This is a genomic window from Nostoc sp. UIC 10607 (assembly GCF_047228265.1).
Taxonomy (GTDB): domain Bacteria; phylum Cyanobacteriota; class Cyanobacteriia; order Cyanobacteriales; family Nostocaceae; genus Nostoc; species Nostoc foliaceum_A.
In genome coordinates this window covers 87046-106218 of sequence record NZ_JBIQNW010000014.1, presented here as the reverse complement: position 1 = coordinate 106218, position 19173 = coordinate 87046, and the positions used below count along the sequence as shown (strand labels likewise).

Sequence of the window (19173 nt, the reverse complement as noted above, 5' to 3'; positions counted from 1 at the left end):
GAAAAGCGGAAATTCAGGCAAAACTCTTATGCTGACATTTACCCAACTTAAACCACCTAATCCTGATGCCGCAGTCACCTTTACTCTGGCGCTGACAGCAGAAGAACGTACCCGCAGCCGTCATCGCTTTGAAACAGAAGATAGCAAGGTTGTGTTTCTACATTTACCCAGGGGAACTGTTTTACATGATGGTGATATTCTCCAAGAAGAAACCCATAGCAGTTTAATCAGAATTACTGCCAAACCAGAACTAGTGCTGACTGCCTTTGCCCAAACACCACTTTTATTACTACGGGCGGCATACCATCTCGGAAATCGCCATGTACCTGTAGAAATTACCCCGACTTATTTACGCTTGTCCTCAGATTCGGTTTTACACACAATGTTGAAACAATTGGGGTTAGAAGTTAAAGAAGAAATTTTACCGTTTCAGCCAGAATTGGGAGCTTATGGACAACACCATCATGCTCACTGATAGCCATCTTTTGAGTATTTTACAACTGGCTAGCCCCGCTTTACCTGTGGGAGCATATAGCTATTCTGAAGGTTTGGAAATGCTGGTGGAAAATGGTACGATCGCTAACCACACACATCTCAAAGATTGGTTAAAAGCAGAGTTACTCTACGGGGCAATTCGGCTAGAAGCGGCGGTAATGGTACGATCGCAGCAAGCTGCCAAAATGCATGATGTAGAGTCGCTATGCCGTTGGAATCTGTGGTTATCCGCTGCTAGGGAAACAGAAGAGTTACGCGCCTCTAGTTGGCAGATGGGGCGATCGCTCATCCAATTACTTGGTAAACTGGAACCACAGATTGTGCCTATTGTCAATGGTGTAGGTAATCCTTGCAATTATGCGATCGCTTTTGGCATTGCCATTGCCCATTGGCAAATCAGTATCCAAGCCGGATTACTCGGATATCTGCATAGTTGGGCAAGTAATTTGATTACTGCTGGTGTGAAACTGATCCCCCTTGGGCAAACCGCAGGACAGCAGTTATTGCTAGATTTACAACCATTAATTAGTGCTGCGGCATTGGAAATTATCGCGTTGGAGGATGATCAACTCGCCTGTTGCAGTTGGGGTTTGTCGCTGGCGAGTATGCAGCATGAAACGCAGTATACAAGGTTGTTTAGGAGTTAGGAGTTATGAATGCATTTCGAGTGGGAGTTGCTGGGCCAGTGGGTTCGGGGAAAACGGCTTTAGTTGATGCTTTGTGTAAGGGATTGCGTGAGCAGTATGAGATTGCGGTGGTGACAAATGATATTTATACTCAGGAGGATGCTCAGTTTTTAGTGCGTTCTCAGGCATTGGCAAGCGATCGCATTTTGGGTGTAGAGACTGGTGGTTGTCCTCACACTGCTATCCGTGAAGATGCTTCGATGAATTTGGCGGCAATTGAACAGTTAGAAGAACGTTTTCTCGATTTGGATTTAGTATTTTTAGAAAGTGGCGGCGATAATTTAGCTGCTACCTTTAGTCCCGAATTGGTGGATTTAACAATTTACGTCATCGATGTTGCAGCAGGCGATAAAATTCCCCGCAAGGGTGGCCCCGGTATTACTAAATCTGATTTGTTGGTAATTAACAAAACTGATCTTGCACCCTATGTTGGTGCAGATTTAAGTGTGATGGAACGAGATGCTAAAAAAATGCGCGGTGATAAACCTTTTATTTTTACTAATTTAAAAACTCAGTCAGGACTTGCAGATGTAATTAACTTTGTTTGCACAAATATCTGGTGACATACTCACGCTTCCTGAGTACAGGTAAGCGTGAGCTTCTCAGAGACTCTTCAATGAAGACATTATCTGAGCTTTTAAGGCGTGTGTCCCACGCGCTTTTATATTCAAGCTTGCATTCAAATCCCTGCACAAACTGACCTTACAATTAGGGCAATTGTGCATTCTTTGAGACAGAGGCTTCAAAACTTTTTGACTGCAACTAGAACATTCAGAACTTGTGCCGTTTGGGTTTACAGCGATTACTTTGAGTCCAGCATTTTCGGCTTTGACTGTCAGTATCGAAATAAATTGACCCCAACCAGCGTCGTTTATACTTTTAGCTAGTTTTGTTTTAGCCAGTCCTTTAATATTTAACTTCTCTACTGCAACAACGTCATACTTTTTAAGTAAGTTATTAGCGGTCTTGAAATGAAAATCTTTACGTGTGTCAGCAACTTTTTTGTGTTGGATACCTAACTTTTTGATTGCTTTCTTACGACGATTAGAACCCTTTTTTCTGCGAGAAACACGGCGATGTACTGATTTAAGCTGACGTTCGGCTTTACGCAAAAACTTAGGCGCTGCTATCCTGTCGTCGTCTGAAGTAACGATAAAATCTATTAGTCCTACATCAATGCCAACGATATTATTAACATCAAAATCAGGACTAACAATTGGGACTGTCTTATCTTCTAAGCTCAAAGTCACATAGTAACCATCGGCTTTTTTGGTTACAGATACAGTTTTAATATCAAAACCATCTGGTATTTGACGATGGATGATTACTTTGACAGCGCCTATTTTTGACAATGTTATTTTATCATTAGCAAAATGTTCTTTTTTGAATTGTGGATAGGTGAAAGTTTTGTATTGACCTTTACCTTTGAATCTAGGCTTACCGCTATGTTTGCCATTAGCGTCGCCTTTTAGCCAACGGTCAAAAGCTATCTCGACTTTTTTAGGGACTTCCTGTAGAACTTGAGAATGAATGCTTTTGTACCAGGGACGGTCTTTTTTGAGCTGGGTTAGCGTTGCTTGCTGACTAAACCTATTAGGTTTATCTTTTAGCTCTGGGATATGGCAAACAATAAGTGAACATCTATCTATAGAGCAACGATTTTGCTCATACCAGTCAAACCTTTGAGCAAGTTGATAATTATATTGATAACGCAGCATATCTAATGTGTTATCAATTTTTTCAGCTTGTTCTTTTGTTGGCTTTAATCTGTACTGGTAGGATGTTTTCACTTGTTCGACTAAATAAGTGTCAATTTTTTAGTATACACTGATTTAGATATAATATGAAAAATGATTTTGTTTCCAAAGGAAGGTCTGTTAGTGATCTGAAGGTACATTTAGTGTTGGTTACTAAATATCGGCGTAAAGCCTTCACTTCAGTTATGCTGGGTAGGCTAAATGTTGTAATGCAAGAATTACTAGAAAAGTGGGATTGTAAGCTGGTAGAGTTTAATGGTGAAGAGGATCACGTACATCTACTCTTTCAGTACCACCCAGATGTTGAATTGAGCAAATTAGTAAATAATTTGAAGTCTGTATCATCTAGAAAACTCCGACAAGAATTTACAGAAACAAGCGAGAGTTTTTATTGGAAAGATGTGTTCTGGAGTGGTTCTTATTTTGTTGCTAGTTGTGGTGGTGTTACCATATCAACTCTTATAAAATACATTGAAGCACAAGAATCACCCACAGAATCAATTTAGAAATTGTTCGTTCCCTCCATGTCCTCTTCTTTGATTTCGCTTACGCTCAATATCGGTCAGAGGACAGTCGTCAACTCACGCGCATTCATCCCACGCTCCTAAGAGTGAGACGTGGGACTTCTGCTGAAATTAGTTAAACCTGAAGATTTTCTATAAAGCCCTTAGATGACGACTTCGCACACGTTCAGCACTACCAGTAGGAATCGCAGCAATTAATTTTTGCGTATATTCCTCTTTGGGTTCTTGGTAAATGCTTTCGGCTGTCCCTTCTTCAACAATTTGACCGCGATTCATGACTAAAATGCGATCGCTCATAAATTTCACCACACTTAAATCATGAGAAATAAAGATATAAGTAAGCTGAAAATCTTCTTGTAATTCTTTGAGAAGATTTAATACCTGCGCCTGTACGGAAACATCCAGCGCTGAAACTGATTCATCGCAGATGATAAACTTAGGATTTAATGCCAAAGAACGGGCTATGCAAATCCGCTGGCGTTGACCGCCAGAAAACTGATGAGGATAGCGGTTCATCGCATCTGCACTCAAACCCACCCGTTCTAAGAGTTCGGCTACTCGCACTCGTCGTTGTTGCTTTGTTTTACCAACAGCGTGAATTAACAATGGTTCCATCACCGCGTCCCCAACCTTCATCCGGGGATCGAGGGAACTGAAAGGGTTTTGGAAGACTATTTGCATTTCCCGCCGCAGTTTTTGCAACGGTTCTCCTTTGAGGCTAGTAATATCTTGTTTCTCAAAGATTATCTGACCACTCATCGGTTCAATTAATCGCAACAAGGTTCTGCCAAGGGTGGTTTTACCGCAACCAGATTCTCCCACCAAACCTAGTGTTTCCCCTGGTTTGACATCAAAGGAAACGCCATTAACTGCCATATTGTAGCGTTTTGTCCCACCAAACACCCCGCGCACTGGAAAACCAACTTTCAGGTTGCGGATTTGCAGCAAAGGTTCCTTCTCATTGAAGTTTGCCAATCTTGCAGCAATCTCTTCAGTGGTGACTTCTGTGGGTTGTGTGGGTTCTTTGGCTTGAATTACTACTTGTCCCGTTGCTGTCTCTTCTGCACTCATGTAATCAGAAACGGTGAGTAATTTTTGGGGACGGCGGTTGAGTGTGGGGCGACAAGCTATTAAACCTTTAGTATATGGATGCTGGGGACTGCTGAAAATTTGCTCAGAAGTACCAGATTCGACAACTTTACCTCTATACATCACCGCTACTTGGTCAGCAATTTCCGAAATTAGCCCCAAGTCGTGAGTGATGAAAATCATTGCCATATCACGGCTTTGCTGCAATTGCCGCAACAAATCTAAAATAGTCGCTTGCACCGTCACATCCAAGGCTGTGGTTGGTTCATCAGCAATTAAAATTAACGGGTTGCAAGAAATTGCCATTGCAATCATCACCCGTTGCAACTGACCCCCAGAAAGTTCATGAGGGTAGCGTTCCAGCATGGCTTCTTTGTGTTCTTTAACCAACTGGGCCAACTTTGATGGTTCTGGTTTCGATGAATTGCTGTTGGTTTGATGCCAAGTTTCGATATACTGCTGCTGGATCTCCTCATCGCTAGCGAGAAGTTTAACCTCTTGTAGACCTGCGATCGCAATTTGTCGTGCTTGGGCTGCTGACACATTTTGATGCCGCATAATTGCTTCTGTTAGCTGAAACCCGATGTTATAAACCGGATTTAGCGAACTCATCGGTTCCTGAAAAATCATGGCGATGTCGCCACCCCGGTGTAGCTGCATTTGCTCAGGAGGCAATTTTACCAAATCGATGGCGTTGGCATTCTCCTGCGGACGAAACCAGATTTCACCGCCAGTAACTATACCGGGAGTTTGCAACAAACCCATCACAGCTAGGGCTGTCACTGATTTACCACTCCCCGATTCTCCTACTATTCCTAGAGTTTCACCTCGATGCAAGCCAAAGGAAATACCATCCAAAGCTCTGACAGTGTTGCCATCACTGGGAAATTCAACTTGTAGATTGCGAACCTCTAGGACAGTTTCTATCATAGGAATTGGGTGTGAATCTTAACTTAAAATTATTTGGATTTTAACAATAGTTTTGATCTATTATGTCGGTAAATATGGTTTTTATGCTCCTTGGCAGTTTTGCACTGCTTAAACCTCAACCACAATTGACATCACATACTTCCACAATATACACGCATTTGCAATAAGGTTAAGTTATTGAATAGGTAGATTTGAAGTTGTTCTACATTTTGGGCAGTTGAATGATTGATGACAAAATTAGACTAAGGTCTATACATAAGTATGTCAATAAAATAGTTAAATTCTTGATAGAAGATACTGGAATACAAAGATAAGGGGTTGGCTAATTTAACCTAGGAATTGAGAGATGAGCGATCGCACATGGACGCGACACAATGCAGGGACATCATTTACAAATCCATCGCTTGTCTCATCCAATATTCCCACATTGGCCAATCCAACACGCGGTTTTGGTTTACCAACAAATAATACTCCACTCGCAACAGTCACAGAGGTAGCAGGCGACCTTCAAGAAGCCCAATCTGCTGATGAGCAATCATTAGAACCAGAAGCGATCAAAGAAAAGCCTCTTGTTCATGACATTAGTCGCATATCTTTGCGTCGTCCACAGCCGCAACTTACAGTTAGCCAGCCAGGAGACCAGTATGAGCAGTCAGCTGACTGGGTGGCTAACCAAATTATGCTCCTGCCTAGACCTCAATCCAAGATAAATCCCGGTGAAATAGATTCACAAGATATAGTGCAGCGAAAATGTGCAGCTTGTGAGCAAGAAGAAGAGGAAGTACAACGCGCTAGTGATCACAGCGTTCCGACCCAAGAGAATATTGAGACTCAGTTAAATAATAGTAAGGGTGGGGGAAACCCATTATCTGCTGAAGTGCGAGACTTTATGGAACCACGCTTTGGTAGTAACTTTGACAATGTGCGAGTACATACTGGCTCCAATGCTGTGCAGATGAGCCAGTCGTTGGGAGCGCAGGCGTTTACTCATGGTAGTGATGTTTACTTTGGTGCAGGGAAATCACCTGGAAATAACGAGTTGACAGCCCATGAGTTAACCCATGTGGTACAGCAGACAGGCAAGGTGCAAAAACAAAGCGATACATCCACAGCACCAGCCCCCGTTGAACAGACAGCGAGTGGTATGCCGCCCAAAAAAGGCACAACCAAAATTGACAAAAAAAATAGCACAATTACCGCTTCTGGGAAAAACATCACCGAAGCAATTACAAACTTAACATCACAAGGAAAGGGCGAAGCAGGCAGTGTTACTTGTGCCCCAGAGAAAAGTGTCAAAACTTACCAAGCTGATGATCAATCTGCTGAAATTGTCTATGAAGCAGACGTTCTAGTTACAGAAACTAAGGCAATGCCCGTCTGGACTGAACTCGACCAACAGTGCGAACCCGTTAAAAAAGAATGGGCAAGGTTTTATAGCGCTCTAGATACGCACGAAAATGGGCACATTAGTATTGACGAGAAGGCTTTTAAAGATTTACACAAAAAGCTTCTTGGCAAAACAACCTCAGCATCTGACAAGATTTTTAATGATAATTACGCCCAAGCAAATACTGATAACAATACCTACGACACCACAACTAAGCACGGACTGACTCAAGGTACAGGAGTAACCCCGGTACAGTGTGGCCCAGAAAAAGTTTCTCAAAGTGAAGATGGATCAAATGCAGAGACAGAAGTTCAAACTAAGCAGCAGGCGGGGATAAAAACCCTACAGCACAAGTCTAGTAACGATTTTCTGTCTAATAAAACGACACTGCAAACAAAACTTAGCCCTACTCTCTCAGTTACTTCGCAGCCCTATTCGACCATACAAGCACAACCGCAGACTAACAAAGTGCAGATGAAATGTAGTGCTTGTGATCTAGAGGATAGTGTACAACGTAAGACGATCGCTCAAAACATCACTTCCCACAAAGACAACAAATCAATTCAAAAACTGGGTTGGAATGATATCAAGGATGCAGCAGGTGCAGGTGCTAACTGGGTTGGTGATCAAGCTAGTGCAGGCGCTGAATGGGTCGGAGATAAGGCTAGTGATGTGGCTTCTATGGGTAAAGATGCCTTTGCTGCCCTAGTTGCGAGAGTCGCCCCTGGTTTGGCTGATTTGATTCGTCAAGGGCCGATGGGGTTAGTGGGTGAAAAAATCAAAGACGGCATCAAAAGCTGGGTTTCTAGCATCACTGGAAACATCGATATTGCTGGTGTGATTGCTCAATTGCAGGGCAGTTTTACAGGCGTGTTTGAAGCAATTCAGGATGTTACCAAAGGCGATCCAGCCTCTTGTCGGAATTTTGCCAATAGTTTAAAGGCGTTGCAAGACTTAGGACATGCCTTCATGGACAATGCCGCTGTCAAACAAATTCAGGCGGTGTTTTCTCAAGTTAAAGGCGTTTTCCAAAAAGTTACTGATTTAGCGATCGCCCCAGCGTTTGATGCGTTGATGAGTGTTGCAGGCGGCGTATTTGACACCGTTAAGGGACTGGCAACCACAATCTGGGAATGGGGTGCCCCCGTTCGCAATACTCTAGGTGCTGCCTGGGATTGGGTGAAAGAACAACTCGGCATTGGTGGTGATGGCGAAGGTGGCGTTCTGGGATGGCTGAAGACCAAAGCCTCGCAGGTGTGGACAGAAATTAAAGGCACTCTTGCCCCAGTACTTGGCCCTTTGAAGACGGTGGGCAGTGTCTTACTAGCTTTTTCACCAGTGGGTTCAATCTACCTCATCGTCAAATATGTGCCACAGCTAGTCAAAGCGGTGCAATGGTTATGGGCGCATAAAGATGATAAAGATATTGTCAAAAAAGCTCATGAGGAAATGGGCGATACGATTTTGCCGGAACTGCTGAGTAATGTAGAAGGATTTGCTCAAACGATGCAATCTACAGTTAGCAGTTTGGTAAATCAGGCAGTTCAATTAAGTGAAGCAGTTTTAGAATTGTTAGGCGCAATTAGCGGAGTGCCGTTATTAAGCATGGCACAAAGCTTAGTGCAAACAGTATCAAATGGGGTAAAGGAATTCATCAGCTGGTGTCAAGAAGGATTCCAATCAGCCGCGAAGACTGTCCAAGAATTCGCCAGCAAAATTGTCACGAAGATTAAACCCTACATTGGCGTGCTAACTTCATTAGGGTTAGCGATCGTGAATCCGGCAATGATTCCGGTCATCCTGGCAGGTTGGGCTTGGCAAGCTTTGGATGATTGCTACAAAGCTCCAATTATTAATTTCTTACTTGACATTGTTATTGGACTGTTGCAGGCTGCGCCGTCGTTACCCATGTTTGGGTTGCTCTGGCCAATAATTAAGGCAGGTGTTCTTGGTTTTCTTCAAGGAGTTAAGGGTAAGCCAGATCACGAAAAGGTTGCGATCGCCAACAAGTTAGCTAAAATCATCAGCGGTGGCAGTCCTGCATTTATTGTTGGATTTGTCAAAGGTTTACTCAAGGGCATCTGGGAAGGTCTCACTGACCCATTTGTGCTGATATATGAAGCCATCAAGGGATTGGGCAATCTAGTTACCTGGCTTAACGATGTGGCGAACCAAGCACTTTCTCCCACACCGACAGATCAGCCAGCATCAGCCCAGGAAGGAGCAGCATCGCCAGCAACCGCTGCTAATAACAACGTGGAAATGGGTGAACGGATGCAGCAAATGGCTGGAGAACTGCAACCACCTGTAGAGCAGGTAAGCCAGGGCTTTATGCCAGCCGTGCAGGAGGTATTTAGCGGCGGCGGTGCTATGTCCTTCGAGCAATTGATGCAGAAGCTTGGTGATGCCTGGGGTAGTGTTGAGACGGCGCTGATGAATGCAGGCGGCACCCTCGCGGATAAAGTGTGTCAATTCATGTTGCAGGATAGTGCCGAAGGCGAGATGGGCGAAACGGTCGGTTGGTTAGCCGGAACGATCGCCTTTGAAGTAGTTCTTGGCATTCTAACCGCAGGTTCCTGGACAGCCGCTAAAGGTGCGATGAAAGGACTCAAGCTCTTTGCCAAGATTCTCGACTGGACAGGCGAGGTAATGGGGTTGGCATTTAAAGGCTTGGCTAAAGTTGGTGGCTTTATCCTGGATGGTATTAAGGGATTAGGCAAGCTTTTGGGTAAGGCGGGTGGTGCGGCGAAAGTCATCCTGGATGCTCTGGGTGAGATTGGGCAAAAACTGATTACCTTTGCTGACGAATTGCTTGGCAGAGCAGCTAAAGGAGCAGCTAGTGAGGTCGCTGAAGAAACTGGTGAGAAAGCTGCTAAGGAGGTAGCCGAAGAAGCTGGTGAAAAAGCAACCAAGGAGGCAGTTGAAGAAGGTGCTGAGAAAGGCGCGAAGGAGGGAGCTGAGGAAAGCGCCGAGAAAACTGCTCAAGAAGGAGTCGAAACAGTTGCTGAGAAGGGCGCAAAAGAGTCTACAGAGGAAGGAGTTGAAAAAGTCACTAAGGAAGTGAGCCTCCGTAATGTTCAACGGGTAGAAAACCTCCCTGACGGACATCACTTGAAGTATTTAAATGACGGAAGAGTGTTTCTTTGTTCGCCATACTGTACCGATGTTACAGAGTTTGCGAACACCTATATAGAGGTATTGGAACAGACTCCTATTTTTCGCAAGAAGTTGGCTGAAATCGCAAATATCAGCGATGAAGCTGAAAGATTGTCTAAGTTAAATAAGTTGGAGGATTTAGCTCGAAGCAAACGAGTTCAGTTGGATCAAGCTCGAATGAGTAAACTGAACGAAGGTATTGCAAAGTTAGATGCAGATATAACTAGTGGGAAAGTCGTAGTAGATCCAGCAGACCTTACTTGGTTGAACGCAGATCCTCGTCGCAAAGAGCTAGCATTTGATTTTGCTACAAAGCGATATAAAATTCAAGAGGCAAAGATAGCTTTAGAAGCGGAAAAAGCAGGTGTACTTAAAGCGCCAGTAAGGCGACCTGCTGACATTGATCCAGACATCATAGATGGTAATGGTTTTGGTTGGGATGTTAAAAGTTATGAACCAGGAAGCACTCCTGAAGTGATCGCAGCAGATTTACTAAAATATGCCAAAGGAGAAGATATTCTTGCCGATTTAACTGGACTGAGTGTAGCAGACAGAGCAAAGGTGGAAAGCTTAGTAAAAGCTGGTCTTGGGTCAGATCATAAGCAGATAAAGTTTGCTTTCGTCTGATGACAATAAAGATACAATTGTAAAGAAAATGGAAAATCTTTCGCAATCAGAATTAGACGTTATCTTATGTCAAAAAAGGCAAGCATTTGACAATGGTGATTTTGAAGCTAGCCGTCTTATTTTCAAAGACTTAAATCTTTCCGGTCTGGATCTTCGAGATTTCAAGACAGTCAAAGCTGATTTCGTCAACGTGAATCTCTCTGGTGCAAATTTAAGCAATGTTTTTTGGGAGCAATCCCAATTTGTTTTGGTTAACTTTAACGAAGCAATTCTCGAAGAAGCAAGTCTGGATCAAAGCCGAGTTTCCGATTGCAACTTTTCTTCTTCCAATCTCTTGCAAGCCAATTTAAATTCTCTTAGGGCCTATCGTTCTTCTTTTGTTAGTGTAGAAGGATTACGTGCTTCTTTGATTAAAGGTGATTTCCATGATTGCGATTTTCAAGATGCAAATTTTGAGGAAGCCACAGCAGCTAAAGCAAACTTTATTCATTCAGTTTTACAAAAAAGCGTATTTTCTAAAGCCGACTTGCAAGGATCACAATTTATTAACTCAGATTTACGTTTTTGTAATCTTTCTGAAGCCAACCTTTCAAGGTCAAAATTTATCGAATCTAGTTTGTTTTGTATCAATATAAAGGGTTCTATTACTACAGATTCAGTTGGAAGAAAGGTAGATTTAAGTCAAGAGGGAGATGGCTCAGAGATTATCGAGGAATTTGTCTTTTGAAACTTGATAATGCAATCACTCTATATACATTGAGTGTGATAGCTCTATCACAAGTAAGTGGATTAAACTGCATTGGCCGAAAAGACTCAACATCATAACATAGGCTTCACCGCAGCAGCAGCAAACCTTTGCGAATAAGCGTGTAGCTATTCATTATCTAGTTCACTCGACCAAAAATAAAAAATTGATTAGGCTGGGAAAAACCCTGCATGGAAGTTAAGACAGAAAATTGTGACTTAGACGCGATGGTGACACTACGCGATCGCACCATCTCACCCTTACCCATCCACGCTCTAGCTCTAGCTTTGACAAAACTAGAAGAGGATTTGATTGAATGTCGTCTCAGGTTTCAAATCAATGCAGAACTTCACCGACGCATCGAAACTGAAGCCCTATTCAATCTCAAACCAGAAATTCGTGTCCCGCTTTCCAGTAAAGATTTTTTATCTGAAACAGACATCGAAATTGAGATTAGTTTACAGCCAGATTTTCTCCCAAATCTGAGTGAACACATTGCCAGTCTAGATGAGATATCAAGTAATTTCATTAAGCTAAACCAAGAACAACCTGATAATCCCCTATTTGCGACTGAAAATTGGCTGTTGGTATTAGCCATACAACCGCAAACATCCGGTGATGTTGGCTACCGTACCCTTTGGGATTACCTCAGTCCCGCCACCCTTGCTGAAGCTGCTGCATCCGGTTCAGCTAATCCAATCTCTGATGCACTAGGAACCTTCTTCAAAAATTGGACGCAGAATAATTTGTCTGCGGTGACTGAAAAAGCCACTACTGAAGTTGTTGATGGAATTTCTCATTTTTTCAGAGATTTCGCCGATTTCAATCTGGATGAATTGAAAAAACTTGTCAAAAATATTGATCAGCAAGTTACAAAAGAATGGAAACCCTTTTCAGGTGACAGAACAATTCTTCAGGAAATACTTAACTTCTTTACTGAAGACGACTGGAACTTTACAAAATTGCAGGGAGAATCTGTCTTACAACTCGCATTCGGAGGCAAAAATGGCAAATGGAACTGTTACGCCAAAGCCATAGAAGAAAATAAGCAATTTATCTTTTACTCTCTTTGCCCCATCACCGCACCTGAAGACAAAAGACAAGCCATTGCTGAATTCCTCACTCGTGCCAACTACGCCATGATGATTGGCAACTTTGAACTTGACTTTAGCGATGGTGAAATTCGCTATAAAACTAGTATTGATATTGCAGGCGATCGCCTCAGTTTTGCTTTAATCAAAAATTTGGTTTACACTAACGTCACCATGATGGATGAATACCTACGAGGGATTTTATTAGTAATTGATGATGATGCCTCACCTCAAGAAGCAATTACCAAAATAGAAACCAACGTATAAGAAGCGAGAGTAACATTAGTCATCGTTGACTAACATATTACAGTTTAAATACAATCATTTTTCATCAGCCACCAAGAGCGCAAGTGGGCGATCGCTTCTTCTTTTTGTTTGGCTTCGACTTCGATCCACGGTGCTTGGTGGTAAACTTTGGGCATATCGGTAATCAAGTCGCTGTGTTTTCTGTCATTGAAAGCTTGCTCACCATTGGAAATATGGACTAATTGCCAATCTGGATTTGCCCAAGTTTCTCGCGCTGCGTAAAACATGGATGCGACACTCGGATGATCGTAGCTATCTAAATTTTCGTGGCAAATATGGTGATGGGCATCAAACACCATCGGCACGCCAGCTTGCTGACATACTGCTAAAATTTCATCGGCGCTATAGGCGTATTCATCGTTTTCTAAAGTCAAGCGGCAAATGATATTTTCTGGTAGTTCGGAAATTACTTTTACTAGTTGTTCAGGACGTTGAGATTTGCCACCATGAATATTCATCAATGACCAAGGCGATCGCGGTAAGCCCAGTAAGTCAAGTATACGGGAATGTCCTGCTAGATTATTGATACTTGCTTGTACCACTTCGGGAGAATCAGAACTTAGCACTACATATTGATCTGGATGCAACACCATTCTTATGCTTAATGCATTTGCTCGTTGACCGATTGTTGCTAAATCAGCGCTCATTGCCTCTAGTATATTTGCGCCGATTTTGTCTTCTAAGTCACTTAGGGGAAATAAAGAAGAAGACATCCGATAGAGCTGAATTTTATTCTGCTGGCAAAATGAGAGGGCATCATGCAAGCGATGTAAGTTATGCCGATACAGTTCACTCAGGGCGCTTTTGCGATCGCTAAGGGAAAGTTTTAAGTATCGTGTGCGCGTCATTGTCCGAAAGCGCACTTGTTTGTCAGAGGTGATACAAACTAGCCCTAGGTTGGGCAGTGTACTTTTTTGATACTGCTGTGTATTAGGTGAATTTTGAAACTCGATTACGGTCATTAACTAAATTTACTAACTGTTGCATGTTTTGAGCCATTTTTTAATTTAAACAAATTCTGCCACTGACTTACGAGTACCTAAAGAATGAAGTCCTAAGGCTTAAGGGTGTAAATGCTCGTAATACTTACGTTTTAGCTAAACAAGGTCTTCCTCAAACTTAGTCAAATAATGACGTTTGCACGCACCCCATCTAAATCACAGATTATATTGCTCAGTATTGGTGTATCTATCTATTTTTTATAAGCAATAACCAACAGTTGAGGAGCATCAAAACCACCCTGAAACACAAGGTCATGTATTACCTGCCATCCTTTACGAGTAAACAGCAATTTCCAAAACGATGGGCTGGATTCTGAGTATAATTGTTTCCAGTAAAGCAACTCACTACGAGTCAAAAAACACTGGTCACAACGGTAATAATCTACAGAAAAACCTGTTGTTTCCAGAAGCGTAAATATTTGCTCGTGAGTGAAGGCATGAAGGTGGTATGGATCAAAATGACGCGTCTCCCCTAGTGGTACAGACAACATCAATACACCATTGCTAGTTAAATAATTACTGAGTTGTTTTAAAAAATTGGTCGGATTTTTTAAATGTTCTATCGTCTCAAACGAGATAACAACGTCAAAAGGCTCCGAACACTCAAATTGCTCTGCATCAGCGCAAATGAAGTTTATTCCGGGAATATGGTAGTGTTTCTTAGCATATTCCACAATCTGTGAGCATATATCGACTCCAACTACACTGCTTGCGCCTGCAACACGAAGCATTTGGCTACCATATCCACTGCCGCACGCGATGTCTAGAACTCTTTTTCCCAAGACGTACTTGGTTGCAGTTTCGTAGCGTCCAAGATGTAGCTCCATGATCTTGCGACTAGCCGAATCCTTACCCATGCGCTGGGGAATCAAGCGTTCCCAAGTTACAGTCAGGTTATCCAAAGCTTCAACTGAACTGCTAACAAAGTTACTCATATAATTTGCGGTTACAAAGTGGTAGTCTTTTGTTTTGATAGTTTTCAATTATACATAGTTGTAACTATCAGTAACACGGTCTTAACATGTGAATTTGGCTAGGATGTTGAAACTGGAACTATATAAACACCTAGCGCCTACTCTCTCTCCTGTTTAAACGTAATTGATAATTATGTTTTAAGTGGAAATTTAAACCCCAATTTAAACATAAATGAAACTCTTTAAAATTACGAATTACGAATTACGAATTACGAATTACGACTTTACCAAAGTGAGCCGCACTTTTGAGGTAATGATAAGCTTCTGGCGCTTCAGAGAATGGAAAAACTCGATCAATAATCGGTTTGATTTGATGCTGTTGCATCGCCTGATTCATCGCCTCAAACATTTCCCGACTGCCAACATAAATTCCCTGAACTGTTAAACTCTTAAAAAGTATTGGCATGGGGTCAATTTCATTTCCTCTGCCTGATAATACGCCAATCAAGCTAATACGTCCCCCAATGCGGACTGCTTGTAGTGATTTTGGCAGAGTTCCTGCACCGCCTACCTCAACTACATGATCTACACCCGTTCGATTGGTTAATTGGTAAACTTGCTTTTCCCAATCTGGCGTTGTTTTGTAGTTGATTGTTTCGTCAGCACCAAGCTGTTTCGCGCGTGCCAATTTCTCATCACTGCTGGAAGTAATAATTGCTCTTGCACCATGTATTTTGGCAAACTGGAGAGCAAAAATCGAAACTCCCCCAGTACCGAGTAATAAAATACTATCACCTGCGCGAATATTGCCTTTTGTCACTAGTCCATGCCAAGCTGTGACTGCTGCACAGGGCAAGGTTGCCCCTTCAATGTAAGATAGGTGGTCAGGTAATATCACTAAACCATCTTGGTGTAATACGACATACTCAGCCAGCATTCCATTAATACCGCCTCCTAAATCGGATTTCATTTTCTCTTTGGTTAAAGAGCCATAAATCCAGTCTTGGAAAAAAATACCAGCGACGCGATCGCCTATTTTAACCCGTGTCACACCTTCCCCCACCGCCACGACTTCTCCTGCACCGTCAGACAGGGGAATTAAAGGATATTTCTGTCCAGAACCGTAAGCTCCTTCAATGACAAGCAGATCACGGTAATTTAGGGATGTTGCTTTGACTTGAATGAGAACTTGTCCCGCAGTTGGTTTTGGTTCAGTGCGATCGGCTAACCTGAGGGCATCAATCCCACCGTTACTTTGAATTTCGTAAGCTTTCATTGGCGGACTCCTTTTCTTAAAGCTCATAGTATAGATAAATTTTGTGCTGCTTTTCTACACTAAAATAGTTACCGAGGAGGGGAAAATGAGTAATTTAAGTTCATATAAAAAGCAGTGTTTTCATATCACATGAAAACACTGCTTTTTATTGTAATAGATAAATAGTTCCTACCCTAAGTTGATATAGCAGTTCACACTCAGATGCGGTACAATCTTATATCGCCAGGTGTAGTAGCACGGCAGTGCCGTGCCACTTCGGGTGTACCTCACTTCGCTTTATAAGCTTGGTTGCTGATCGGGAAACATACACTTATCAGAGTCACAACCACTAGGGCCAGCCTCTGCCATTTCGCCTAAATCGTAGCGGCTTAAGACTGCACAGAAATCATCTGTTTTACGCCGTGCTTTCACGTCTCTATTCAAGCGCTCGTAAGTTGGTTTGTCTATTGGTTCAAATGGCAAACGTGGGAATGATTGCAAATCGTCAAAACGGGCTAAAAGGGCTGCTGAAATATATCCTTCATCATTTTGGATAGTTTCGTAGATTCGCTGTCCTAAAGGTTCGATTTCATCAGAGCGAAGTTCCAAAGTTGCTGATGTGTTGTGAGTCACATACCAACGTTGAACCTGGAGGACAAAATCAAATTGAGCTAAGACTGAAAACTTAGAAACATCAATTTCATCAGCCCCTGGTAAATCAGCCCAAGATACAGAGACAGGGATTTCTACTAACCATTCACTCACCCGTGAATCAAAGGGATCATTGAGCAAATTGCCCTGTTCATCTTTGTCTGATTGAGAAGGAATGACGTTGTAACCATAGTCAATACAGGCTAAGGCTACTGGGTCATTTTTGCCGAAGGTGATGCGGCGAATAAATCTTTGCGCTTTTGGAGGATGCCATCCGGAACTAGCATTAGTTAATAATGCCTTCGTGCCACTGGGTTGGACTGTGGTACAACGATTTGGACGTTTGAAATTATGGCGATCACAATAATCCCAAACTACACGATGTACAATATCTCTCCAAGAACTTAGATATTTTTCTTCCTCACGCTTGAAAGCTAATCCTTGTGGAGTTGCAGGTCTTCCGGCTTCCCACCAGCGCAACCAATCAACACCAAAAGCATGGACAAAGAAATCAAATAAACCTGTAAAAGAAACTCCCACAATCGGATCTAATTCACGACTGTATTGATAGCGTGGTTCCAGGAATTTGTGATTTAAAAGTGCTGCTACAGATAACGCCCCAGCAGTGAAAGCTTCCTCTTGTTCTTTGTAGTTATATGGGTCGATTTGATTAAGGTGAACCTCAGACAAATTGCAGTGGAAGTTACTACCGATGATTTCCAAATTTGTTACCCTAGAGGCTTTTTATCCCCTAGTTCTACTGCTTGATTATTTGCAGTAGATCCGCGTACCTTTTGCAGATGTGACTTCAGATAATAAAAGTGTTTTTCACATCCGCCCCCACACTCTTGGAGAGATTATATTCTAGACACAAATTTCTGATGTCATCTAGTTTCACTCTCTACGCTGTACGGTGTCAAAGACTTTTTAATTCCTTTGATTACCACGGGATTAGCATCTCAGCTTTCCCCGTTTTTGCGAGGTTTTTAACGTGAGGCAAAATCACTTACCACACGGATTTAGCCCATAGCGAGCTAAACGATGTTCTAACTCATTAGCATCAAGATTTGAATAACGTTCTTCTAACCACTGTTTTGCTGTTCCTTGTTCATAAGCTTGTAAAAACTCAACTTTTAGAGCTTGTGTTGGCAGCAAATCAATATTCGATCGCGCTACGGATTCACCAGCCCATTGAATCGCTCCCTCTCCGCTATAATACTGTTTGCGAACGGCATTAAGACATTCTTCTAAGGTTGGCTTGCGGTGAAAAACTCGAGTATGGTTTGCCATTCTGAGTGCATCACGCTCTGGATCGATTCGCCAGTTGCCATTTTCATCTTGCTGCCATAAGTTATCTTTAGCGGTAGCTCCTTGTTCATCGTCAGCAATAAACTGACGCATCCCCGCACTTCTTCGGATATTACCTGCAACAATTGTTACAGCAGCTTGGTCAATTAACAAACAACATTCAACTGAACTTAATTGTCGTCCTATAGCTTTATTCAGGATAGATGCACAACGCTGATAAAGTCCGGGCAATTTTACAGGATTAGCAACTCCTCCAAAGCCGTTGAGAGTTTCTCCTGCTTTTCGGACATCGCTGATATCAACTAATACTTCAACTTCTGCTGAAAATTGTTCATCAGTAGAGAGTTCTAATAGGGCTTGATATGATTCAACCCAACCTTCACGGCTATCTCCAACGTGAATAGTGACGTTATTGCCTTCTATATGAGTTTGAGTATATTCACGTCGCTGTTGCACAGGAGTGCTGCCAATTTCACCTTGTACAGTGACATTCAGTTGATTACGGATGGGGGGCAACTGGTTAATAAATTGTGGTTCTAGGACGGCTCCAGTACCACAGCCCATCATTGCCAGATCCATCATTAAGCCGAAGGCACTCCAGTCTTCGAGATTGGTAGAGGTGCAATTATAAGCCCCGGAAAAATTCTTTGGCTTGGTTATCCAGTCTGTACCACCAACCCATAGCCAGCGTCCACTGGGCATAGCTTTCAAGTTGCGCTGCATCTTATCCAGTATGGCAGCTTCTTCTTGAGTGAGCTTTCCCAACTCGACTAAGCCGAGGAGAGTGCGATCGCATACCTCATCCCATGTTTCCCTTAGTCCCGCCTTTGTCCGGCGGCTATAGGTTCTAAAAAATACGGGATTAGCAGCCGGTGCAGTTTCAGGAAACTTTGCACTCTGGCGTTTTCTTTCTAGCTCTCGAACCATATATTAAGTGTCTTGCGTTCTTGTTGCGTGCGGACAGATTATGACTATACGCCAAGTAGTTTGAGTATTAAAGATTGTCAAATTACCCACTTTACGCTACCTCTACCCTGCACTAATTGCAACAGAAATTTATGATGTATAATGTCTTTCACCCTTGAGTATAATTTCATTAACTAGTTATAATTAGCACCAATTAACTTATAAGTAAATTATCTTTATACCGATTTTTATTCAATTACCTAGCAAAGGCATAAACTTTGCTTAAAATTATGCAGGTAGAGACTGACGAACATAAATTTCATATACAGAAACTGTTTTGGGAAT

Annotated in this window: 12 protein-coding genes and 2 pseudogenes; 7 read left to right on the top strand and 7 right to left on the bottom strand. The window is 42.4% G+C overall.

Annotation, left to right across the window (positions count from 1 at the left end; all coding sequences use genetic code 11):
* Window positions 1-28 precede the first annotated feature (28 nt).
* From ureE to ureG, 3 genes are read left to right on the top strand one after another with little or no spacing between them, the layout of a single operon-like run.
* The gene (gene ureE, locus ACEYW6_RS15370; RefSeq protein WP_190894135.1) at window positions 29-475 is read left to right on the top strand and encodes an urease accessory protein UreE; all 447 of its coding nucleotides are present in this window, start codon (window positions 29-31) and stop codon (window positions 473-475) included.
* Window positions 450-1142 (top strand): urease accessory protein UreF, encoded by a 693-nt coding sequence (locus ACEYW6_RS15365; protein WP_412980388.1) that lies wholly within the window; start codon window positions 450-452, stop codon window positions 1140-1142. Before ureE ends, ACEYW6_RS15365 begins: the two co-directional genes overlap by 26 nt.
* Before the next feature lie 5 nt (window positions 1143-1147).
* Window positions 1148-1744, top strand: coding sequence for an urease accessory protein UreG (gene ureG, locus ACEYW6_RS15360; protein ID WP_412980387.1), 597 nt, complete (start codon window positions 1148-1150; stop codon window positions 1742-1744).
* Window positions 1745-1783: 39 nt separating this feature from the next.
* On the opposite strand, the gene ACEYW6_RS15355 is transcribed toward ureG, so the two are convergent.
* A complete protein-coding gene (locus ACEYW6_RS15355) occupies window positions 1784-2971 on the bottom strand; it encodes an RNA-guided endonuclease InsQ/TnpB family protein (RefSeq protein ID WP_412980386.1) in 1188 nt (395 codons plus the stop codon).
* 53 nt (window positions 2972-3024) lie between these two features.
* Here ACEYW6_RS15355 and tnpA point away from each other — a divergent pair, with 53 nt between their 5' ends.
* Window positions 3025-3444 carry an IS200/IS605 family transposase gene (gene tnpA / locus ACEYW6_RS15350; protein ID WP_412980385.1) on the top strand — a complete coding sequence of 140 codons (420 nt, stop codon included), beginning with the start codon at window positions 3025-3027 and terminating at the stop codon, window positions 3442-3444.
* A gap of 150 nt (window positions 3445-3594) precedes the next feature.
* Here tnpA and ACEYW6_RS15345 read toward each other — a convergent pair whose 3' ends face one another.
* A complete protein-coding gene (locus ACEYW6_RS15345; RefSeq protein ID WP_412980384.1) occupies window positions 3595-5481 on the bottom strand; it encodes an ABC transporter ATP-binding protein in 1887 nt (628 codons plus the stop codon).
* Window positions 5482-5827: 346 nt separating this feature from the next.
* On the opposite strand from ACEYW6_RS15345, the gene ACEYW6_RS15340 reads away from it, so the two are divergent.
* From ACEYW6_RS15340 to ACEYW6_RS15330, 3 genes are all read left to right on the top strand, one after another.
* Window positions 5828-10651 carry a DUF4157 domain-containing protein gene (locus ACEYW6_RS15340; protein ID WP_412980383.1) on the top strand — a complete coding sequence of 1608 codons (4824 nt, stop codon included), beginning with the start codon at window positions 5828-5830 and terminating at the stop codon, window positions 10649-10651.
* The gene (locus ACEYW6_RS15335) at window positions 10638-11378 is read left to right on the top strand and encodes a pentapeptide repeat-containing protein (protein WP_412980382.1); all 741 of its coding nucleotides are present in this window, start codon (window positions 10638-10640) and stop codon (window positions 11376-11378) included. Before ACEYW6_RS15340 ends, ACEYW6_RS15335 begins: the two co-directional genes overlap by 14 nt.
* 209 nt (window positions 11379-11587) lie before the next feature.
* Window positions 11588-12754: a YbjN domain-containing protein gene (locus ACEYW6_RS15330; protein WP_412980381.1), complete on the top strand. Its 1167-nt coding sequence runs from the start codon at window positions 11588-11590 to the stop codon at window positions 12752-12754.
* A 44-nt stretch (window positions 12755-12798) separates the two neighbouring features.
* Here the strand turns inward: ACEYW6_RS15330 and uvsE are convergent, their stop codons facing one another.
* From uvsE to nrdJ (ACEYW6_RS15305), 5 genes and pseudogenes are all read right to left on the bottom strand, one after another.
* Entirely contained in the window at window positions 12799-13755 is a 957-nt protein-coding gene (uvsE, locus tag ACEYW6_RS15325; RefSeq protein WP_196510245.1) for a UV DNA damage repair endonuclease UvsE, read from the bottom strand.
* Between the two features lie 230 nt (window positions 13756-13985).
* Entirely contained in the window at window positions 13986-14729 is a 744-nt protein-coding gene (locus tag ACEYW6_RS15320; protein WP_412980380.1) for a class I SAM-dependent methyltransferase, read from the bottom strand.
* Between the two features lie 241 nt (window positions 14730-14970).
* Window positions 14971-15984: a zinc-dependent alcohol dehydrogenase family protein gene (locus ACEYW6_RS15315; protein WP_412980379.1), complete on the bottom strand. Its 1014-nt coding sequence runs from the start codon at window positions 15982-15984 to the stop codon at window positions 14971-14973.
* 276 nt (window positions 15985-16260) lie between these two features.
* Window positions 16261-17334: pseudogene (gene nrdJ / locus ACEYW6_RS15310) on the bottom strand (ribonucleoside-triphosphate reductase, adenosylcobalamin-dependent); the annotation flags it as partial.
* 285 nt (window positions 17335-17619) lie between these two features.
* Window positions 17620-18849 (bottom strand): annotated as a pseudogene (gene nrdJ / locus ACEYW6_RS15305) (ribonucleoside-triphosphate reductase, adenosylcobalamin-dependent); the annotation flags it as partial.
* Between the last annotated feature and the right edge of the window lie 324 nt (window positions 18850-19173).